The organism is Heyndrickxia sp. FSL K6-6286, from assembly GCF_038630395.1.
Lineage (GTDB): Bacteria > Bacillota > Bacilli > Bacillales > Bacillaceae_C > Heyndrickxia > Heyndrickxia oleronia.
On record NZ_CP152029.1, the window covers coordinates 448,088 to 466,316 of the forward strand.

Sequence of the window (18,229 nt, forward strand, 5' to 3'; positions counted from 1 at the left end):
GGAAAGGAATGACGGACCATGTCAAAGCTGCTAATAGTTGATGATGATTCATATATCCGTGAGCTCGTCCTTCTTTTTTTAAAGAAGGAGGGATTCGAGCTTTATGAAGCGTCAGATGGAAAACAGGCATTAAATATAATGGAAAAGATGAAGATGGATCTTGCAATTATCGATATTATGATGCCCAATATGGATGGCTGGCAGTTGTGTCAAGAGATTAGGGAATATAGTGATATTCCTATTCTAATGCTCACAGCTAAAGGAGAAACTACACAAAAGGTAAAGGGCTTTGAACTAGGAGCGGATGATTATTTAGTCAAACCTTTCGAACCGATTGAACTGGTGGCAAGGGTTAAAGCATTGTTGAAAAGATACAATATTACTATATCGCAAACAGTTGAGATAGGTGGGTTTACACTTAATCGAAGGACACATGAAATTTCGTTTTATGATCAGGATTTTACTATTCCTTTAAAGGAATTTGAGCTGTTATTTAAATTGGCCAGCTATCCTGGAAAAACCTTTTCAAGAGAACAGCTCATTGAGGATATTTGGGGATATGATTATGAGGGGGATGAACGAACAGTGGATGTGCATATTAAAAGACTAAGGGAGCGCTTTTCCGATCAAGAATTTCCATTTCGAATAAAAACAATAAGAGGATTAGGGTACCGGCTTGAGGTTCTCAAATGAAAGTTAAAAATTTTCTACAGCATCTTTTTGGGTTCCTAATGTTTCTTGTTCTCATGTCCGTTAGTTTTTCTGTAGGTTATTTTATCGTGAATGATATCTTTCCAGTGTTTCACTTTCAAATGTCTGATTATATTCGGCATTTACTAGCAGTTATTCTTGGTTTCTTCATTCTAGGGGGGATTGGTTTTACGATCTCCTTATTTACTCGAACGAAGCAACGAACTCACTTTCAAGAGGTAATTGATGCGTTAAGAAAAATTGCCAAGGGTGATTTTGATGTTCATCTGGAATTCAAGACAAATAGGGAACATCCGCATACAAAAATTATCGATAATATTAATCATATGGCTGTAAAACTGAAACAAATGGAAGATATGCGTCAGGAGTTCATCTCAAATGTATCTCATGAAATTCAGTCCCCATTAACATCGATCAGTGGTTTTGCACGTGCACTCCAATATGAAGAACTGACCCAGGAGGAGAGAGCACATTACCTCCAAATAATTGAAACGGAAAGTAAAAGATTATCCAAATTAAGTGATAATTTGTTGAAACTTACTTCACTTGAATCAACGAATCATCCATTTGATCAAAAGGAGTTTCCTTTGGATAAGCAAATTAGAACGATCATTTTAACCTGCGAACCACAATGGGCTGAAAAGGATTTAGAATTAGATATCTCATTGGACAAGGTGACGATTGTTGGAGATGAGGATTTAATGAGTCAAGTATGGATGAACTTAATTCATAATAGTATTAAATTTACTCCTCCTTCTGGTACGATACATGTGCAATTACAACAAGTAGATGACAAAGCCATTGTGAAAATTATAGATACTGGTATTGGAATGTCTAAGGAAGATCAAATCCACATATTTGAACGATTTTATAAAGCAGATAAAGCGAGAGAACGATCAAAGGGAGGAAGTGGATTAGGATTATCCATCGTCAAAAAAATCATAGAAATGCATCATGGAACAATCTTTGTTGAAAGTGAAGAGGGAAATGGGGCTTTGTTTACTGTAATTATTCCGCTAGGATGGTAGATTTACCATCCTATTTTTTATGGAATGATAAGCTCGCATTTGAAAGTCTTGAAAATTCTAGCTTCACGTGATTTGTAGTCCAACAAAACCAATACTAGATTTAGAATAAAAAATGAATATTCCACCTTACTTTATAAATTCTTTATATTTTAATTTTATACTCCACCTATAGGAGGGAATTTAATGATGAAAAAAATAGTGGAATTTAAATCCGTATCCAAAAAGGTGAAAGGTAGGAAGTTAATTAATAATTTGACGTTACAGGTGGAAAGAGGAGCCATATGTGGATTGCTTGGACCAAATGGGGCAGGGAAGACTACTTTTATTCGTATGCTAACGGGTCTCATTCGCCCATCATCAGGTCAAATTTTCATTAATGGTAAAAATGTAGTAGAAAATCGTGAAGAGGCGATGACAAATGTAGGTGCAATTGTAGAATCACCAATCTTTTTCCCTTATATGACAGGAAGAGAAAATTTGAGAAATTTAGCAAGATTACATGGAAATGGAACGAAACCAAAAGTGGAAGAAGTGCTACAAATTGTCGGATTAGAGAAGCGTGCAGATGAAAAGGTAAAAACGTATTCTTTAGGAATGAAGCAGCGGCTTGGAATTGCACAGGCATTATTAGGTGATCCAGATCTACTCATATTGGATGAACCTGCAAATGGACTTGATCCAATGGGCATTCGGGAGCTACGGGAACTGATTCTTTCTTTAAAACATCAATACAAAAAGACCATTCTCATCTCTAGTCATCTTCTAGATGAATTACAAAAAATATGCGATGAAATAGTGATAATTCGCGAAGGTGAACTGGTATGGACAGGTGAACTGAAAGATCAACAGAACCTTGAAGAAATGTTTATTGAGTTGGTGTCAAAATGAAACAGCTTATCATAAGTGAATGGGAAAGATTATGGAAACGAAAAACAACATGGCTTTTATTTGTTGCTATACCAATTCTAGTTTTTGCTGCAGCAAAATATTATCAGAAACAGAATCTATTTTTTACAAAGAATGATCCACAGTTTGCTGTAGCTGGGAATTTCCCTATTCTTGGACTTTCAGAGATGCTAATGACAGCATTTAACATAATTATTCTACTCTTGGCTGCGTTTATAATTACAGATGAATATCGAACAGGACAGCTACGAATGGTAATGATTCGTTCCTATTCTTTTCAAAAGGTGTTTTTCGCGAAATTCATCGTAATGGTGGGCGTATTGACACTGTATTTAATCATATATTTCATAATTAGCTACTTGATTGGTTCCTTAATGTTTTCGCGTCCGGAAGCTTATTCACAATTTTATCATAAGGACTCTTTTACATTATTAGAAGGCTTCTTATATAATCTGAAGTTTTATGGAGTCGCATGGCTTACTTTATTAGCTATGAGTTGTGTTCTGATTTTTATCGCAACTATTTCCTACTCCACGACGACTGCACTAGGTGCAGGTGTGGGATTTTTACTATTAAGCTTAGTTTTTCAATATACTTTACGTCTATTCCAACCGATCCTTGGTAATGAAATGACTACAAAGCTCTATTTTTCTTCTATACTAGCGATTCAAACAGAAGGAATAACCGCAATGCTTTCAGAAAATGCTCAGCAATTTAGTTGGATGTACTACATTTTGATTGGATATATTCTGTTATTTGGGCTTTTACTCTTTTTTGTAACAAGGAAAAAGGATAATTTTTTGTGAGGGGTGTACGAAATGAAAGGAATCTTAGTTAGTGAGTATGAACGGACATTTAAAAGAAAGAAAACGGTAATAGGTTTAATTATCTATTGTATTGTTTTAGCATTCGAATGTTTATTTTTGTATGGAATGAATGGTTTAAGTTTCTATGATCCTGAACATTCAGTGCAATTAAATTCAATAAATACAGCACCATTCTTTATAAGGGAAGTAGGCATATTTATCAATTTTATTTTAATTCCTATGCTGGTAGTAGATAGTTTTAATGGGGAATATACTTCGGGAGCTTTACGTTTAGTGTTAATTCGTCCGCAAGCAAGATTGAAATTATTTTTAGCGAAGTGGGTCGTTCAAGCAAGTATTTTCTTAGGAATAACAATTATTACATGGATTACATCCACTCTATTTGGACGTCTAGTCATGGAACATGTCAGTGAAACCACTTTTTTTCATACAGGAAAAATGGATGCCTTTCAGGGGATGATCTATACCTTGAAATTCTATTCAATGACTTTTCTCATCTTCTTAAGCGTAATTGGGCTTTGTAGTTTGATTAGCGTGATTATGCCTAACTCAATTCTAGCTTTTGTGGGAACGTTAGGTTGCTTAGTAGGCGGCGTTTATATTTCGGACCATTTCGTTTACCTGCTATCTGTATCTGATTCTATATTCTCTGTATTAGGAGGAATCGGTCAGAGTGGTTTTTATGTTAGTCTATTTCTGCTATTCTTTATAAGTACGATATTGAATGTAGGTATTTGGAAAAAGAAGCAATGGATGGGATGAGCGATAAATGGATACGAAAATATTAATAGTTGACGATGAACCTGAGATTGTTGCATTTACAAAGGATTATCTTCAGGATCAGGGATATCAAGTGATAACGGCGTACAATGGACAAGAAGCATTACATTCTCTTCAACTACAACCTAACATGATTATTCTTGATATTATGATGCCTGGTATGGATGGATTTGAACTTTGTGAGTTAGTTAGAAAGAGGGTTACATGTCCCATTATTTTTTTAAGTGCTAAACATAGTGAGGAAGATCGTATCAAAGGATTAATGGTTGGAGGAGATGATTATCTTACTAAACCATTTAGCTTAAAAGAATTACATGCAAGAATTATTGCCCACTTACGAAGGGAGCATAGGGTAGCCGAAGAAACAAAGAAATGTTTGTATTTTGGCAACTTAATGATTGATTTAGAAGGTTATGAGGTTTATTACTTAAATGAAAGGCTTTCCTTTACATCGAAGGAGTTTGAAATGATACAATTTCTTGCTCTTCATCCGGGTCAGGTCTTTTCTCGAGAAAGTATGTATGAAAGAATTTGGGGATATGATGCAGAGGGGGATTCTTCAACAATAACGGAACATATTAAAAAGATACGTTCAAAACTAGCGAAACATGATCCAGATCGGAGTTATATATCAACCGTTTGGGGAGTAGGGTACAAATGGGAAAAGTAGCTCGTCCGCTTCGAAAGCAAATCGCTACCTCCTTTTACTTAATTCTCCTATTCAGCATTGTCGCAACTGCTCTAACATGGGGGATTTTGTTACTTTTGCTTATTTTTCAATCGAATAATATGAACCCAGCAAACTACTATGAACAGCAAATTCCGCGAATAGTTAAAGAGATTGATCAGGACGGGGACCAGTGGGTGAGAATAGAAAACCAAGCGAAATTAGAAAAGAAAATTCCATTAGATGGTTTGGAGTATCAAGTACTCAGTAAAGATGGAAGTTTTCTCTTTGGGTCAATGAAAAAGAAATATGTGAAAAACGAACGTGAATTAGTAAGCAGTTTTAATAAAAATATATATGATAGAGATCGAATTATTGTTATGCATCCCTTATTTAATCAAAAAAAGGAGCAGGTAGGAGCTATTGGCTTTCGCTATAAGCTTAGCCTAATAGGAGCAAATCCAGAGAAAAGTTTATTACTGGGGGCACTTCTCATTCTCTCATTTGCTTGTCCATTTATCTATTTCTATCTTTTTTCTTATCTGATTGGAAAAAGATTTAGTAAAAAAATTGAGATACCATTTCAACATTTGATGGAGGGAGCAAGGAAAATTCAAACACAAGATTTGGATTTTCAATTAATTGAATCAAAGTCATCTAAAGAGTTAAATCAACTGATTCGTTCATTTGAAGAGATGCGACTTGCTCTGAGAGAATCTCTTCTTAGACAGTGGCAATTAGAAGAAGAGAGGAAGGAAATGGTCGCTGCTATTGCACATGATTTGCGTACACCTTTGACGATAATTAATGGACATATTGAAGGGCTATTAGCGGGTGGTTTCCATAATACCGAACGTCTCAATCGATATTTACAAACGATTGAATCAAGCACGAAACGTTCAATTAGACTGATAGATCAGTTAAATGAAGTATCAGCAATTGACCGGAGTGATTTTACTATTGAGCCTGTGCTAGTAGATATAGAAGAATTTATCCAGAATAAGGTCGAAGAATATAAAGTTCTTTGTTCAAAGAAACAGATTACACTAAGATATTCTATAAAAGGGAAAGAAAAAATGAAAATGGATCCATACCGTATTTCGCAAGTATTAGACAATATTATTACAAATAGTATTCGCTATTGCTCAGAAAAGGGGCGAATTAATTGGGATACAACAATTGGTTATGGGACCATCATTTTTGAAATCATGGATAATGGACCCGGCTTTAATAGTGAAGCGACTGAGAAAGTGTTTGATAAATTTTATCGTGAAGATGAGTCTAGGTCAGGAAACGAAGCCAATTTCGGATTAGGCCTCTATATTGCACAAACGATTGTAAAGAAACATCATGGAGCTATAACTATTCAAAATCGACCTGAGGGTGGAGCATTTACAAAAATAATCATCAGTGAAATGACATGATAGCATCATTTGTTTTTACGTAAATTTGACAATTATTCGAAAATGTCAAATTTACATTAAAACAAAATGAAAACGGTAACATTAACCAAAGGAATTTAATTAAAAATCCCGTATAATATATACACGGGATATTATTTTACAGAAATAGCGGGGGATCATCGATGAATCAGTTTGCTTTAGAAGGAAAAAACGTTTCACTGAGAAAACCTAGTTTCGAAGACTTAGAGTATGTGACATGGCTATGGGCGGATGAAGAAACAATGAAAACAATCGGTGGCCCGGTTCAATTCACCGAGGAAGAAAAAAGACGCTGGTATGAAGTTGTTGTAAACCCTAGTAACGGAAAGCATTTTTACTGTCTGATTTTCAACAAGGAAAATAAGCCAGTTGGAGAAATAAGTTTTCATGATTTCGATAAGATTGCCAAAACAGCAACCCTTAATATTAAAATTGCCTTTGGTGAAAGAAGGAAAGGCTATGCATCGGAAGCGGCAAAACTGATGCTCGACTACTATTTTAATGTGTGGAATGGAGAAATCATGAGGTATTCCACAAACAAGGATAATATAGAAGGACATGATGCTCTACTTCGGTTTGGATTTGGAAAAGTCTATGAAACGGATAAGGAGTTTCTTGTAGCCTTTATGAAGGATACGTTTAATTTAAAATATAATAGAAAAGCTAAGTAAAGTGTAAATCTATAATGATTTACACTTTTTTACTTGGTTGTTTTCGTATTGTTAGTAGCTCTTTTCTTAGTGGAATAAAAAGAGCACTATAACCGGAACTGGGATAAAAATTGTAAAAACTGAGTTTCTTTTTCGCTTTCGTGTTTGAGAATAGCGTAGGTTTTAGCAACAGGTAGGTGTAAAAAAGGACAGGGTGCTTCGAGTAAGCGTCCTTCTAATAATTCCCGTCGGACAGTTGAAGAAGGTAGAAAGGATATACCAAGTCCCTCCATAATAAAACGCCTTGTTACATGTACTTGTGATACAGCCATTGTTTTAATCGTAGGAATTTTTAAGCGAAGGGATCTAAGAAGTCCATCCCAATATTCAGGATGGTTATGGGTAATTAAATAATGATTCATTAATAGCTCCTCGGCATCAAGCGGTGGGGCTGTTTCACTATCTCTTCCATCATGTGGGACTACAAGAATAACGGGATCTTCATATAAGGGTCGACAAGTCAGCTCGGCATTTTTTATTTCTGAACGTGATAGACCTAAATCAACTTCTCCAGACAGAACCGCTTCAGGTATTTTGATAGAATCTAAAACTTGAACGGAGATTTCGATGTTTGGATAGGCAAGCATAAATTTTTTTAGGACATAGGGCATAATGGACTCGGCTATTAAGGGAGACATCGCTAAAATTAGTTTTTGTGTGTAGCCCTGTCGAAAACGGTCCATTTCCGCTTTGCCTTCTTCGTATACTCCAATCATAGTTCTAGCAATGGGAATAAACTTTTTCCCTGCTTCTGTTAGAATAATTTTTCTTCCTTCTCTTTCAAACAATGAACTGCCTATTTCTTCTTCTAAGAGTTTAATATGGACTGTAACAGTTGGTTGAGAAATAAAAAGTTCTTCTGCTGTTTTGCGAAAATTCTCGTGCCTAGCTGCCGCAATAAAGGTATGCAACCATTTTAATTCCACTATATTTCACCCCTAATTATAAAAATTAATTGAATTGATTAAAAATGTTTAATTTTTTTAATCGATTATAGCATCTATACTTAAGATAACCAATAGAGATAGTTGATTATGAAGAAATTAGAACACATTGAATTCTCATAAAAACAAGGAGGATGATAAAATGCTTCAACACGGATTAAAGGGAGTTATTGCTGCTGAAACAGCAATTAGCTATATCGATGGGGAGAAAGGGCATTTAGTATACCGGGGGCTGGAAGCGAAGGATATTGCACTGAATTATTCATTTGAAGAAGCAGCACATTTTATATGGAATGGGTCCCTGCCCTCTCAAACAGAGGTGGAGTTACTTAGTGAAAAATTAAAGAAGTATCGGGTATTACCCGAGCATATGGAAAAGATGCTTCATCTTCTCCCAACTGATATGGAGATAATGAGTGTACTAAGAACGTTGATTTCAAGTTTAGGGAATTCGCATTTCCAATGGAAGCCAACTGTCGAGGAAGCAATTCAATTAACAGCTATTATTCCAACGATCATCGCTTATTGGCATAGGCGAAAAGCAGGGAAATCTCCCGTTGCTCCACATGAAAATTATGATCATGTTGCGAATTATTTATATATGTTAACTGGTGAAACACCATCCAATGTTCATGTGAAAACGTTAGAAACATATATGATATTAACATTGGAGCATGGAATGAATGCATCGACATTTTCTGCAAGAGTGACGATTTCCACTGAGTCGGATATGGTATCTGCGATTACCTCTGCTATTGGAACGATGAAGGGCCCGCTTCATGGGGGAGCACCTTCAGATGTAACGAAAATGCTCAATGGTATCGGAAGAAAGGAAAATGCTGAGAGTGGGTTGAGAGAGAAATTGGAAAATGGAGAAAGACTAATGGGGTTCGGTCATAGGATTTATAAAACAAAGGATCCGAGAGCATTAGCATTGAAGGAAAAAGCATTAGAGGTTGGTCAGGATGATCCGTGGCTTGCACTTGCACTGTATGTTGAGGAAACAGCCATTCAACTATTAGAAGAATATAAACCGGGCCGAAAGCTGTACACAAATGTTGAGTTTTTTGCCGCTGCAGTCATGCGCTCCATTCATTTGGAGGATGACTTGTTCACCCCGACATTTACAGCGAGTAGAATAGTAGGTTGGACAGCACATGTATTAGAGCAAGCAGAGAGAAATGTTATCTTTCGACCGGAATCTCAGTATATTGGACAATTACCTACTTTATCATAAAAAATTCAAGAGGAGCCATCTGACAGTCAGATGGCTCCTATGATGTTGTAGAGAAAAAATCTTCTATATTGAACAGAAATATTGAAACCTTTTTCCACCTTAAAACGTCTGTAATAGTGATAATAAATAAGGGGACTTCTAATGAATAAATTGGCTCTTGCTTCATGCTTAATCATCCTCCTTCTTACGGGATGTGGTGACAAAGATCACCCGTCTAATCAGGCAACAGGGAATAAGGAAGTATCTTCAGGGGTTGATAATAATCAATCACAAGAAGATACCGATAATAATCGACAGGAAGACATTCAAGGCGATAGTAGTGAACGAATAACTGAAAATAATACAAAGGAAAATGACGGTAGTAAACAGGATCAGAATAAAAATAACGAGACGCAATCAGATCAGAGGAAAGAAGTACCTCAGAATGATCAAATAAGTCAATCATCAGATAAAGTTGTTGATCATTCCAAGCAGGATTCTGTCTCTGTTGTTGGTAATCCGACTGCGATAACTGTTATGGTCAATAAATCCAATGCCCTGCCTAAAGGATATCGTCCAAATGATCTCGTCCGTCCAAAGGTGAAGTTTACTTTCGGGAGTCAGCAGCTAGATAAGGCATTAATGCGAGCAGAAGCTGCAGATACACTAGAGAGGATGTTCAATCAAGCTTCCTCAAATGGGATTCAGCTTTATGCTGCATCAGGTTTTCGTTCCTATGAAACCCAAGAATATTTATTCAATCGGGAAATTGAACAGGTTGGTCGCCAAAAAGCGGAGCTTGCAGTGGCGAAACCGGGAACGAGTGAACACCAGACAGGATTAACAATGGATATTTCAGCAGCGAGCATGAACTATACGTTAGATGAAAGCTTTGAATACAAACCAGAAGGTAAGTGGCTAGCAGAACATGCCCATGAATATGGATTTATTCTTCGATATCCAAAGGGAAAAGAGAATATTACAAAATATCAATTTGAACCATGGCATTTTCGATATGTAGGAAAGGAAATTGCAACTGAAATCTACCATAAGGGAATCACCCTTGAAGAATATTTTCAAAATAAAAAGGGAATTTAAGAAGCAAATCAATGCGCCCCCCGCATTTTATATAGATTCTAATGGCCTGTACTGTTATCAGTATGGGCCATTATTTTTTATTATACAAAGGGAAAAATGAACCACTCAAAAGAGGTGTCGAACCAATAAAAATATACGATAACCACTCAAAAAAGTGTATAAACCAGTCAAAAAGCATCGAACCACATAAACAGTTTAAGAATACTAATACCCATTGTGATCGTAATGAACTAGGCAAATTGAATAATAGGCTACAAAATATTCTAAAAGACTTGTAAAAACAAGTTAATTTTATTATTATCTAATTAGATATATGTTGAATTAGGGGTGTTTAGTATGCAAATGAGTAAAATTGTTGATTTTCATAAAGCTTTGGGGGATTTAACGAGAGTGAGGATTATTGCACTGTTACAGCAAGGACCTCTTCATGGACAGGCGATTGCAGGAAAGCTAGGCTTGAAGCCGCCAACTATTACTCATCATATAGCAAAGCTGCGTGAGGTGGGGCTAATTAAGGAAAGGCGTGAAAAAAATACTATCTATTTTTCTTTAAATGAAAAGATTCTTAAAGGAAGTGCCATGGCGATATTAACTGTAGGAAAAGGGGGAGATCATATGGAAATGACAGTTACAGAAACAGAGAGAGCGAGTATTATTAATAATTTCTTTACAAGGGATGGTAAGTTAAAAACTATACCTGCGCAACGTAAGAAAAAGCTGGTGATATTAGCGCATATTGTAAGAGGCTTTGAATTTGGAAAGGTGTATCCTGAAAAAGAAGTGAATGAATACTTAAAGCAATTTCATGAAGACTATGCAACTTTAAGACGTGAATTGATTATGTGTCAATTTATGTACCGAGAAAATAATGAGTATGAAATGAATCCGCCTGAATTATGGTGGCTGCGCTAAAAAAATGGATAGAACCTATCCATATTTTTTTGCTCAACTAATTCGACATTTATTTAATTAGATAATCATTAAAGTAGGTGGATAAAATGAAGATATCCTTATTGAAACAAGAAAAATCATACCGAAAATTATTTGCAGCGGGAATCATTAATGGAATTGGGGACAGATTTAGCCAGGTTGCTATGCTTACTTTAATTATTCAACTAACAGGATCTGGTCTAGCGGTGGGAGTAACAATGGCTCTTCGTTTACTTCCTTTCCTGTTATTTGGTCCATTAGGTGGGCGGCTTGCAGATCGCTTTTCAAGAAAACGGGTGCTGATCACAACGGATCTTGTGCGAATCTTCTTCGCATTATCTTTTTTACTTGTAAATAGTAAAGAGGATATTTGGATTATTTATATAGGCTCCTTCATTTTAGCGGCAGGTGAAGCAATTTATGCCCCGACACGAAAGGCCTCGATTCCTAGAATGGTAAAAAAAGAAAACCTATTAATGGTAAATAGTTTGGAACAAGTAATGGTTGGTATTGTATTAATTGGAGGGGCATTTTCAGGTGGCCTCGTTTCTTATTTATTTGGACCAGATATGACTTTTTGGTTGAATGGACTATCATTTTTAGTTGCTGCTCTTTTTATTTCCAGCATTGCTTTTCCTGAAATAGACTTAGACAACAATTCAAATCCATCTAATTCAAGATTTCTTTCTGAACTAAAAAAGGTAATTATACTTTCTTTACCTTTACAAGTGATTTTATTATGTGAATTGATTATTTCATTGCTGAATGGAATCGATAATGTGTTAATTAGTATTTACGCAGTAGAAGAATACAAACTTGGCGAAGTAGGGGTTGGGCTTTTTTATGGAGCGCTTGGGATTGGGTTAATTACAAGCTTTACAGTTGCAAAGAGAATAAAGAAGCATTTTTTAATAATAGGACTTTTCTGTTTAATATTGGAAGGATTGGGACTAGTCCTATTAAGTCAGGTCTATTTGGTATTCCTTTCGTTTGTGGTTTTCTGTTTTATTGCACTTATGTCGGGGATTGGAAATGCTTGCTTTGATACAGTTTTAATGAAGGAGGTACCCGAAAAATATCAAGGTACAATGTTTGCTCTATCTGCCACAATATCGAATACATTGCTGGGAATATCGATGTTTTTAGCTGGTATCGTCTTAGAGATCATTGATCCACGATTATTAGGATGTCTTGGAGGCATATCTTTTATGTTTGTAGCCATTGCTTTGATTTTTATGTTGAAGATAAAAAGGAAGAAATATGTAAAATATTTTCGCAATATTTAGATGAATATATTACTTTGAGGAGAAATGTGGTGTAAAATAATTATTGGAACATTATGATTAATACAACTAGATAAATGGGGGTTCAAACGATGGGAAATGATCCAATGAATAATCAAATAAGTGATGTTCATATAGGACAATTAGCTTCAGTTGGACAAATAGCAGCAGGAATTGCTCATGAGGTAAGGAATCCTTTAACCTCTGTAAAGGGTTTTTTACAGCTATTAAAAGAAAAAAGTCCTGATACCTATATTGATGTAGCTGAGGCGGAATTGAACAATGCATTACTTACTCTAGAGAACCTCCTTCAAGTTTCTAAACCGGATATGGAAGATGAATTATTATCCACTTTTAATTTATGTGCAGAAATAGAATCGATCCTTTACTTATTTCAAGACCAACAATATCGAGTGAAATTAGAAACTAATTTTGAAAACGTCGATTCAGCTATTGTCTCAGGTAAAAGAAATCAGTTGAAAAAGACCTTTTTTAATTTATTTAAGAATGCGTTTGAAGCGATTCCTGATAAGGGAACCATCTATGTGAATCAATTTATTCGTGATGGGTATGTATATATTTTAGTTAAAGACACGGGAGTTGGGATACCAAAAGATAAGTGTGCGCTGCTTGGTACCCCCTTTTTTACTACAAAGGAAAATGGGACAGGAATGGGGTTAACACAGGTTTTTACAACGATTTACCAGCATGGTGGTCGTATTGAAGTGGATAGTGAAGAAAATGTAGGGACAACTTTCCGTATTATCCTTCCGATAGATATATCACATATACAGCATGGAGTGGTTAGATTGAATATTAAAAATGTAGAAAGTGGAAATTTGAAGGAATACTTATTAGAAAATCAAGATGTGTTTGAACAGCATTTATTATCAGAGGCAGTAAACGTACGCGATAAAATTAACGAAATACATACTATAGGAAATATTGATTTGTTAGGGAATGCACAAAAACTAGTTTTGTTCATAGTAGAAAATCGCCGTCACGAATTGATGATGTTTGCTCAAAAAGAAGGGGAAGCATGGGCAAAACATTCGTTAACCATTGCGTTTAAGTTAGAATGGCTTCAAGCCATTCGTCGTGTGCTGTGGAATTTCCTTTATAATTTTGATCGTATTAGAGGGACTGAAACGAATCGTGAAGAGTTCTTTACTCTGGAAAAAAATATCAATGACCTCATTGATCAATTTTTAAATAGCTTTTTTATTAGCTATACGAACTATAAAGAAGAAGTACTTCAATCCCAACAGGAGATAATAGAAGATTTATCAGTGCCGATTATCCCGATTATCGATTCGATGTGTATATTGCCTTTAATTGGCAAGGTGGATAATGACAGAATGTTGGGGATGAAGGAAAAGATTTTTAATCAAATCAGTCAATACAAAATTATGACGCTCATCATGGACTTTTCTGGGGTTGCTATTATTGAAGAGGAGGCCATTCTTTACTTTCTAAAAATTTTAGAAGGGATTAGTATGATGGGATGTAAAACGATTATTACAGGGATTCGTCCTGAATGTGTAAATACAATGATTGATTTAAATTTAACTATTACAGATAAAGCGGAAACATATGGGACGTTAAATCAGGCTTTGGAGAAATATTTGATGAGGAGAGATGTATAGTGACTGATCTAACAAATAAAACAGTTGATCAAATATGGATTGACATCGAAAGGCTGATGAATGAGAATCCTATTCCATTTAAGGATTTAAATGTGATCTATCAATTTGATTTAACTGGGGAAGATGGTGGAACCTTTCAACTGGTATTTTCCAATGAAACAGTAAAGGTTTTACGTAATTAGTTTAAAGAGCCGAAATGTACACTTAAAATGAAGGTAACTGACTTCAAAAAGTTTTTACAAGGGACGATGAATAGTGCTGCAGCATTTATGATGGGGAAATTAAAAGTACAAGGAAGTATTGGATTAGCATTGAAGCTGGAAAGCTTATTAGGTGAATATGAGCTATAACTTAGAAATTAAAGCAATAGACGACTTGAGAGTTGCAGCTGCATTTATATCAAAATGCAACTCCACTTCCCATCAGCATGTTGGCTATTGCGGTGAGAATGAGAAGGAAATTCTACATACCCTTGAATATGACTTTTCGGATCTGCCCCTTGCAGAGTCATTGATTGGGGCTTTTCACCATGATCAGCTTGTAGGTGTTCTTGGGTTAGATATAGAGAAGGATTCTCAAGAAGTAGAAATTTGGGGCCCTTTTATCCAGTGGGATGATTGGTTAGATGTTGCACAAAGATGTGGGATGGGTTAATAAAAAAGTTATCTATTTCTGTCCAACAATATAACGGCTTTTATCATAAGGAACATCAGTATGCAGCTCCATTTATGGATCAGCTTCAATTTGAGAAGGGAAATGCTCATTATATATTAATTGCTAAACCATCTCCAGACGATTCTCTCTGTGATGAAGGGATTCAGGAAATAACAAGCGATTTATTTCCGACATTTATTACTTTACATCAAGAGTTGTTTCCTCATACATATTATAATGGGGAGGACATTATTCAACGATTAAACGATGATCGAAAAGTTCTTATTTCTAAGGATAACGAGGAATTACAGGGCTATGTATATTTCGAGGCAAATCCTGAATTTCATGAAGGAAGTCTGGAATATATTGGTGTCTCGCAAGACCATCGTAAAAAAGGTGTCGGAAAACGATTGATAAGGTCTGCTTTATTTCAACTCTTTAACCATTTTTCGATTGAAGAAATTCAATTATGTGTAGCTGCAGAAAATGAGAAGGCATTAAAATTATATAAAAGTGCTGGTTTTTTAGTGAAAAATAAGCTTATTTCCTATAGAAGAAAGGAAATCTAAATAAGTATTTTGCATATAATATCAATGTCAATAAACTCCTCACTGAATGATTGTGTGGGAGTTTATTTTTATACCGCTATACTATTTACCAGCTTTATAAGAGATTGAAAACGCAGGAAGATGCTCATCCTATAAAAAGATGGTTAGTTGAAAGGGGATAAGATCATTTTGTTTATACGACATTCAATCATCTCTTTGTGGACATTATTTGATCCTTTTTATCATTTAGTTAGAAGGCTGAAATATATTGGTACATTTCAAAACAGAAAAGCTGTGTTTCGGGTAAAGTTGACCAAATATAAAGGGAAGGATTTTCTTTTATCAGATGGAACTTTAATTACAAAAAATGATCGTTTGCTTAAAATTCATCTTCATAATGTTCGTATACTGAAGGAAGTGATTAAAGTGAATGATTCATTACACAGAACACGAGCGATTTATCGAATGGTGGAACAATCGATGCCAATTTTAGCTATGTTTCTGGAAAATCATCGTAAGGTTGATGATATAAAGGGAATTATCGGAATTACGATGCTCAATAAGGGTGTGAAGAAACTTGGGTTTGAGCTAATGTATCCAGAAAACGGATTTTATATTCATTTTAAGCGAATATCGCAAATGCCTATCTATCTTCTTTCTACAACATCCTTGTCAATTAGAAAGATAAAAAGAAAAAAACCAACATATTTATTAATGTCGAAGGAACAATTATTTGAAAAATATTTAGGGGCTTAAGCCTCTTTTTTTGGTCTTTTTAATTTCGTGTAATGTTTTTTAACATTAATTTTTAGATTTTTTACAATTCTCTATTGACACACGCTTAAAATCCACTAAAATAATAAGAAAAAATGTAATCATGTTAGATTTTTTAACATGAATTATGCAATTAAACTTACAGGGAGGGTTTTTATATGGCAGTAGAGATATTAATGAACAATATGTGGGTAATGTTGGGGGCTATCTTAGTTATCCTCATGCAAGGGGGATTCATTTTACTGGAGTGTGGATCTACACGAATGAAAAACGCGGGACATATAGCTGGAAAAACAATTTTTACTTTTGGGATTGGATCACTTATTTTTTGGGCCTGTGGGTATGCATTTATATTTGGTGAAAACTCTAACTTTTTTGTTGGACTATCACACTTTTTTTACTCGAGCAATGAATTGAATGGTGAACTTTCTTCTTCTGTCTTCTTCTTATTCCAATTAGCATTTGCGACAATTGCATTAACCATTGCATTTGGTGGTTTTGCTGAACGTGCTAAATTCTCCACTTATGTGATTTTTTCTATCTTATTTTCGATAATGGTCTACCCAGTAATTGCCCATTGGATTTGGGGTGGTGGCTGGCTTGCTGAGCATGGTAAGCAAGATTTTGCAGGGTCTACAGTTGTTCACTTGACGGGGGCAATGGCCGCCTTAGCAGCAACATTATTATTGAAACCAAGAATAGGTAAGTACAATAAGGATGGTTCAGTTAATCAAATTTTGGGACATAACCAGGTGTTTACTGCATTAGGAGTTTTAATTTTGTGGATTGGTTGGTTTGGTTTCAATGCAGGCAGCACATTATCTGTCTCAGAAGGGTTTTTTGGATTTGTTGCTTTAAATACAAACTTAGCTGCGGGATCAGGAGCATTAGGGGCACTTCTTATATCGTGGTTATTGCTAGGAAAGGCAGATGTACCGGCAATTTTAAATGGAGCATTGGCAGGGCTAGTAGCGATTACAGCATCATGTGCGTTTGTAGCTACGTGGGCAGCAGTAGTTATTGGCTTTATCGCTGGTATTTTAGTATTTTATAGCATGAGATTTTTTGATAAAAGAAACATTGATGATCCGATATATGCATTATCAGTTCACGGGACAGCGGGTATATGGGGAACATTGTCTACAGGATTTTTTGCTACAAAGGAACTTGCAACTGTTGGATCACCAGGCTTATTTTACGGAGGGGGATTTCATCAATTAGGAGTACAGTTTATGGGCGTTTTCGCTTCTGGGTTATATGCCTTTCTTGTATCATATGTCATTTTATTTGTAATGAAGAAAATGATGAAGGGGCTTCGTGTCACTGAAGAAGAAGAGACCATTGGACTCGATTTAAGTGAACATGGCAGCTATGGCTATCCGGAACTCGTATCAAAAGAAAAAATAAGCTGATTCAACGGCATTGAATCATTTATACATCTTTTCCTTTGATTAATAAGGCTCTTTTTTAAACATCCTTGCTATTTAAGTATAGTTTTAACGAATAACTATCGGCTGAAGATCGCTACACCTTTAAATTTTTACTAGAGAAAAGAGTTACAATAAGCATAAGAATTGCAGGAATTTTTTATTGGGGAAAAAGATGGTAGTTGGGCTTTTATAAGAGCAACAAACGATACGAAAACATCCATTAATAAATGACTCGTTTGGAAGACCGATGTGAATGTTTAACTATATTTGTTGTGAACAGACATTATACTTTAGGATATGCAGTTTTAACAGCAGGTTAGCGAGTGGTGTGTTTATTTAATGGACCTATATGAGAGAGTAGGCAGGAAAAATTCGAATAATTAAATGAAGTTAAAAAATCTTGATTATTTAATAATTTTATTGTACATTTAACATTAAGTTTGAAAATTTTAACACATAAACTATATAGTTAAATCTTATCTAGAGAGGTCGAGGGACTGGCCCTATGACGCCTCAGCAACCAGTCAACATGATTGATATGGTGCTAATTCCAGCAGGTTTTATAACCTGAACGATAAGGAGAATCTAATGGCTAATTGGGACTTCTTCTTATAGAAGTCCCTTTTTTAGTTGTA

The 18,229-nt window shown here is 35.4% G+C and carries 20 protein-coding genes and 1 riboswitch; of the genes, 19 read left to right on the forward strand and 1 reads right to left on the reverse strand.

What is annotated here, in order from left to right; all coding sequences use genetic code 11:
* Positions 1–18 precede the first annotated feature (18 nt).
* From MHI39_RS02435 to MHI39_RS02470, 8 genes are all read left to right on the forward strand, one after another.
* Positions 19–693, forward strand: a complete 675-nt coding sequence (locus MHI39_RS02435) for a response regulator transcription factor (protein WP_071975558.1) — start codon at positions 19–21, stop codon at positions 691–693.
* Positions 690–1,739, forward strand: coding sequence for a HAMP domain-containing sensor histidine kinase (locus MHI39_RS02440; RefSeq protein WP_342540627.1), 1,050 nt, complete (start codon positions 690–692; stop codon positions 1,737–1,739). Before MHI39_RS02435 ends, MHI39_RS02440 begins: the two co-directional genes overlap by 4 nt.
* Positions 1,740–1,922: 183 nt before the next feature.
* The gene (locus tag MHI39_RS02445) at positions 1,923–2,627 is read left to right on the forward strand and encodes an ABC transporter ATP-binding protein (protein ID WP_071975556.1); all 705 of its coding nucleotides are present in this window, start codon (positions 1,923–1,925) and stop codon (positions 2,625–2,627) included.
* Positions 2,624–3,451 (forward strand): ABC transporter permease, encoded by an 828-nt coding sequence (locus MHI39_RS02450; protein WP_342540628.1) that lies wholly within the window; start codon positions 2,624–2,626, stop codon positions 3,449–3,451. The genes MHI39_RS02445 and MHI39_RS02450 overlap by 4 nt, the downstream gene beginning before the upstream one ends.
* Positions 3,452–3,463: 12 nt before the next feature.
* Positions 3,464–4,234 (forward strand): ABC transporter permease, encoded by a 771-nt coding sequence (locus MHI39_RS02455; RefSeq protein ID WP_212946141.1) that lies wholly within the window; start codon positions 3,464–3,466, stop codon positions 4,232–4,234.
* A gap of 7 nt (positions 4,235–4,241) precedes the next feature.
* On the forward strand, positions 4,242–4,922 hold the full coding sequence (locus MHI39_RS02460; RefSeq protein ID WP_212946142.1) for a response regulator transcription factor: 681 nt from the start codon (positions 4,242–4,244) through the stop codon (positions 4,920–4,922).
* A complete protein-coding gene (locus tag MHI39_RS02465) occupies positions 4,910–6,343 on the forward strand; it encodes a HAMP domain-containing sensor histidine kinase (RefSeq protein WP_341041175.1) in 1,434 nt (477 codons plus the stop codon). The genes MHI39_RS02460 and MHI39_RS02465 overlap by 13 nt, the downstream gene beginning before the upstream one ends.
* 161 nt (positions 6,344–6,504) lie before the next feature.
* Positions 6,505–7,032, forward strand: a complete 528-nt coding sequence (locus MHI39_RS02470; RefSeq protein ID WP_212946144.1) for a GNAT family N-acetyltransferase — start codon at positions 6,505–6,507, stop codon at positions 7,030–7,032.
* 86 nt (positions 7,033–7,118) lie between these two features.
* Here MHI39_RS02470 and MHI39_RS02475 read toward each other — a convergent pair whose 3' ends face one another.
* On the reverse strand, positions 7,119–7,997 hold the full coding sequence (locus MHI39_RS02475; protein ID WP_341041176.1) for a LysR family transcriptional regulator: 879 nt from the start codon (positions 7,995–7,997) through the stop codon (positions 7,119–7,121).
* A gap of 160 nt (positions 7,998–8,157) precedes the next feature.
* Between MHI39_RS02475 and MHI39_RS02480 the strand changes: the two genes are divergently transcribed.
* The 11 genes from MHI39_RS02480 (at position 8,158) to MHI39_RS02530 (ending at position 17,576) form a co-directional block, all read left to right on the forward strand.
* A complete protein-coding gene (locus MHI39_RS02480; protein WP_342540629.1) occupies positions 8,158–9,252 on the forward strand; it encodes a citrate synthase/methylcitrate synthase in 1,095 nt (364 codons plus the stop codon).
* Between the two features lie 141 nt (positions 9,253–9,393).
* Positions 9,394–10,329 carry a M15 family metallopeptidase gene (locus tag MHI39_RS02485; protein ID WP_342540630.1) on the forward strand — a complete coding sequence of 312 codons (936 nt, stop codon included), beginning with the start codon at positions 9,394–9,396 and terminating at the stop codon, positions 10,327–10,329.
* A gap of 336 nt (positions 10,330–10,665) precedes the next feature.
* A complete protein-coding gene (locus tag MHI39_RS02490) occupies positions 10,666–11,241 on the forward strand; it encodes a metalloregulator ArsR/SmtB family transcription factor (protein ID WP_058004023.1) in 576 nt (191 codons plus the stop codon).
* Between the two features lie 86 nt (positions 11,242–11,327).
* Positions 11,328–12,545, forward strand: coding sequence for an MFS transporter (locus tag MHI39_RS02495; protein WP_341041179.1), 1,218 nt, complete (start codon positions 11,328–11,330; stop codon positions 12,543–12,545).
* Between the two features lie 89 nt (positions 12,546–12,634).
* Entirely contained in the window at positions 12,635–14,188 is a 1,554-nt protein-coding gene (locus tag MHI39_RS02500) for an ATP-binding protein (protein ID WP_242598343.1), read from the forward strand.
* Positions 14,188–14,370 carry a hypothetical protein gene (locus MHI39_RS02505; RefSeq protein WP_342540631.1) on the forward strand — a complete coding sequence of 61 codons (183 nt, stop codon included), beginning with the start codon at positions 14,188–14,190 and terminating at the stop codon, positions 14,368–14,370. The genes MHI39_RS02500 and MHI39_RS02505 overlap by 1 nt, the downstream gene beginning before the upstream one ends.
* Positions 14,371–14,397: 27 nt before the next feature.
* The gene (locus MHI39_RS02510) at positions 14,398–14,538 is read left to right on the forward strand and encodes an SCP2 sterol-binding domain-containing protein (protein ID WP_342540632.1); all 141 of its coding nucleotides are present in this window, start codon (positions 14,398–14,400) and stop codon (positions 14,536–14,538) included.
* Entirely contained in the window at positions 14,528–14,842 is a 315-nt protein-coding gene (locus tag MHI39_RS02515; protein WP_342540633.1) for a hypothetical protein, read from the forward strand. The genes MHI39_RS02510 and MHI39_RS02515 overlap by 11 nt, the downstream gene beginning before the upstream one ends.
* Complete coding sequence (locus tag MHI39_RS02520) at positions 14,827–15,411, forward strand: GNAT family N-acetyltransferase (RefSeq protein ID WP_342540634.1); 585 nt, start codon at positions 14,827–14,829, stop codon at positions 15,409–15,411. Before MHI39_RS02515 ends, MHI39_RS02520 begins: the two co-directional genes overlap by 16 nt.
* Before the next feature lie 168 nt (positions 15,412–15,579).
* A complete protein-coding gene (locus MHI39_RS02525; RefSeq protein WP_058004027.1) occupies positions 15,580–16,146 on the forward strand; it encodes a hypothetical protein in 567 nt (188 codons plus the stop codon).
* 176 nt (positions 16,147–16,322) lie between these two features.
* Positions 16,323–17,576 (forward strand): ammonium transporter, encoded by a 1,254-nt coding sequence (locus MHI39_RS02530; protein WP_058004028.1) that lies wholly within the window; start codon positions 16,323–16,325, stop codon positions 17,574–17,576.
* A gap of 491 nt (positions 17,577–18,067) precedes the next feature.
* Positions 18,068–18,175: riboswitch (SAM riboswitch) on the forward strand.
* Positions 18,176–18,229: the final 54 nt, after the last annotated feature.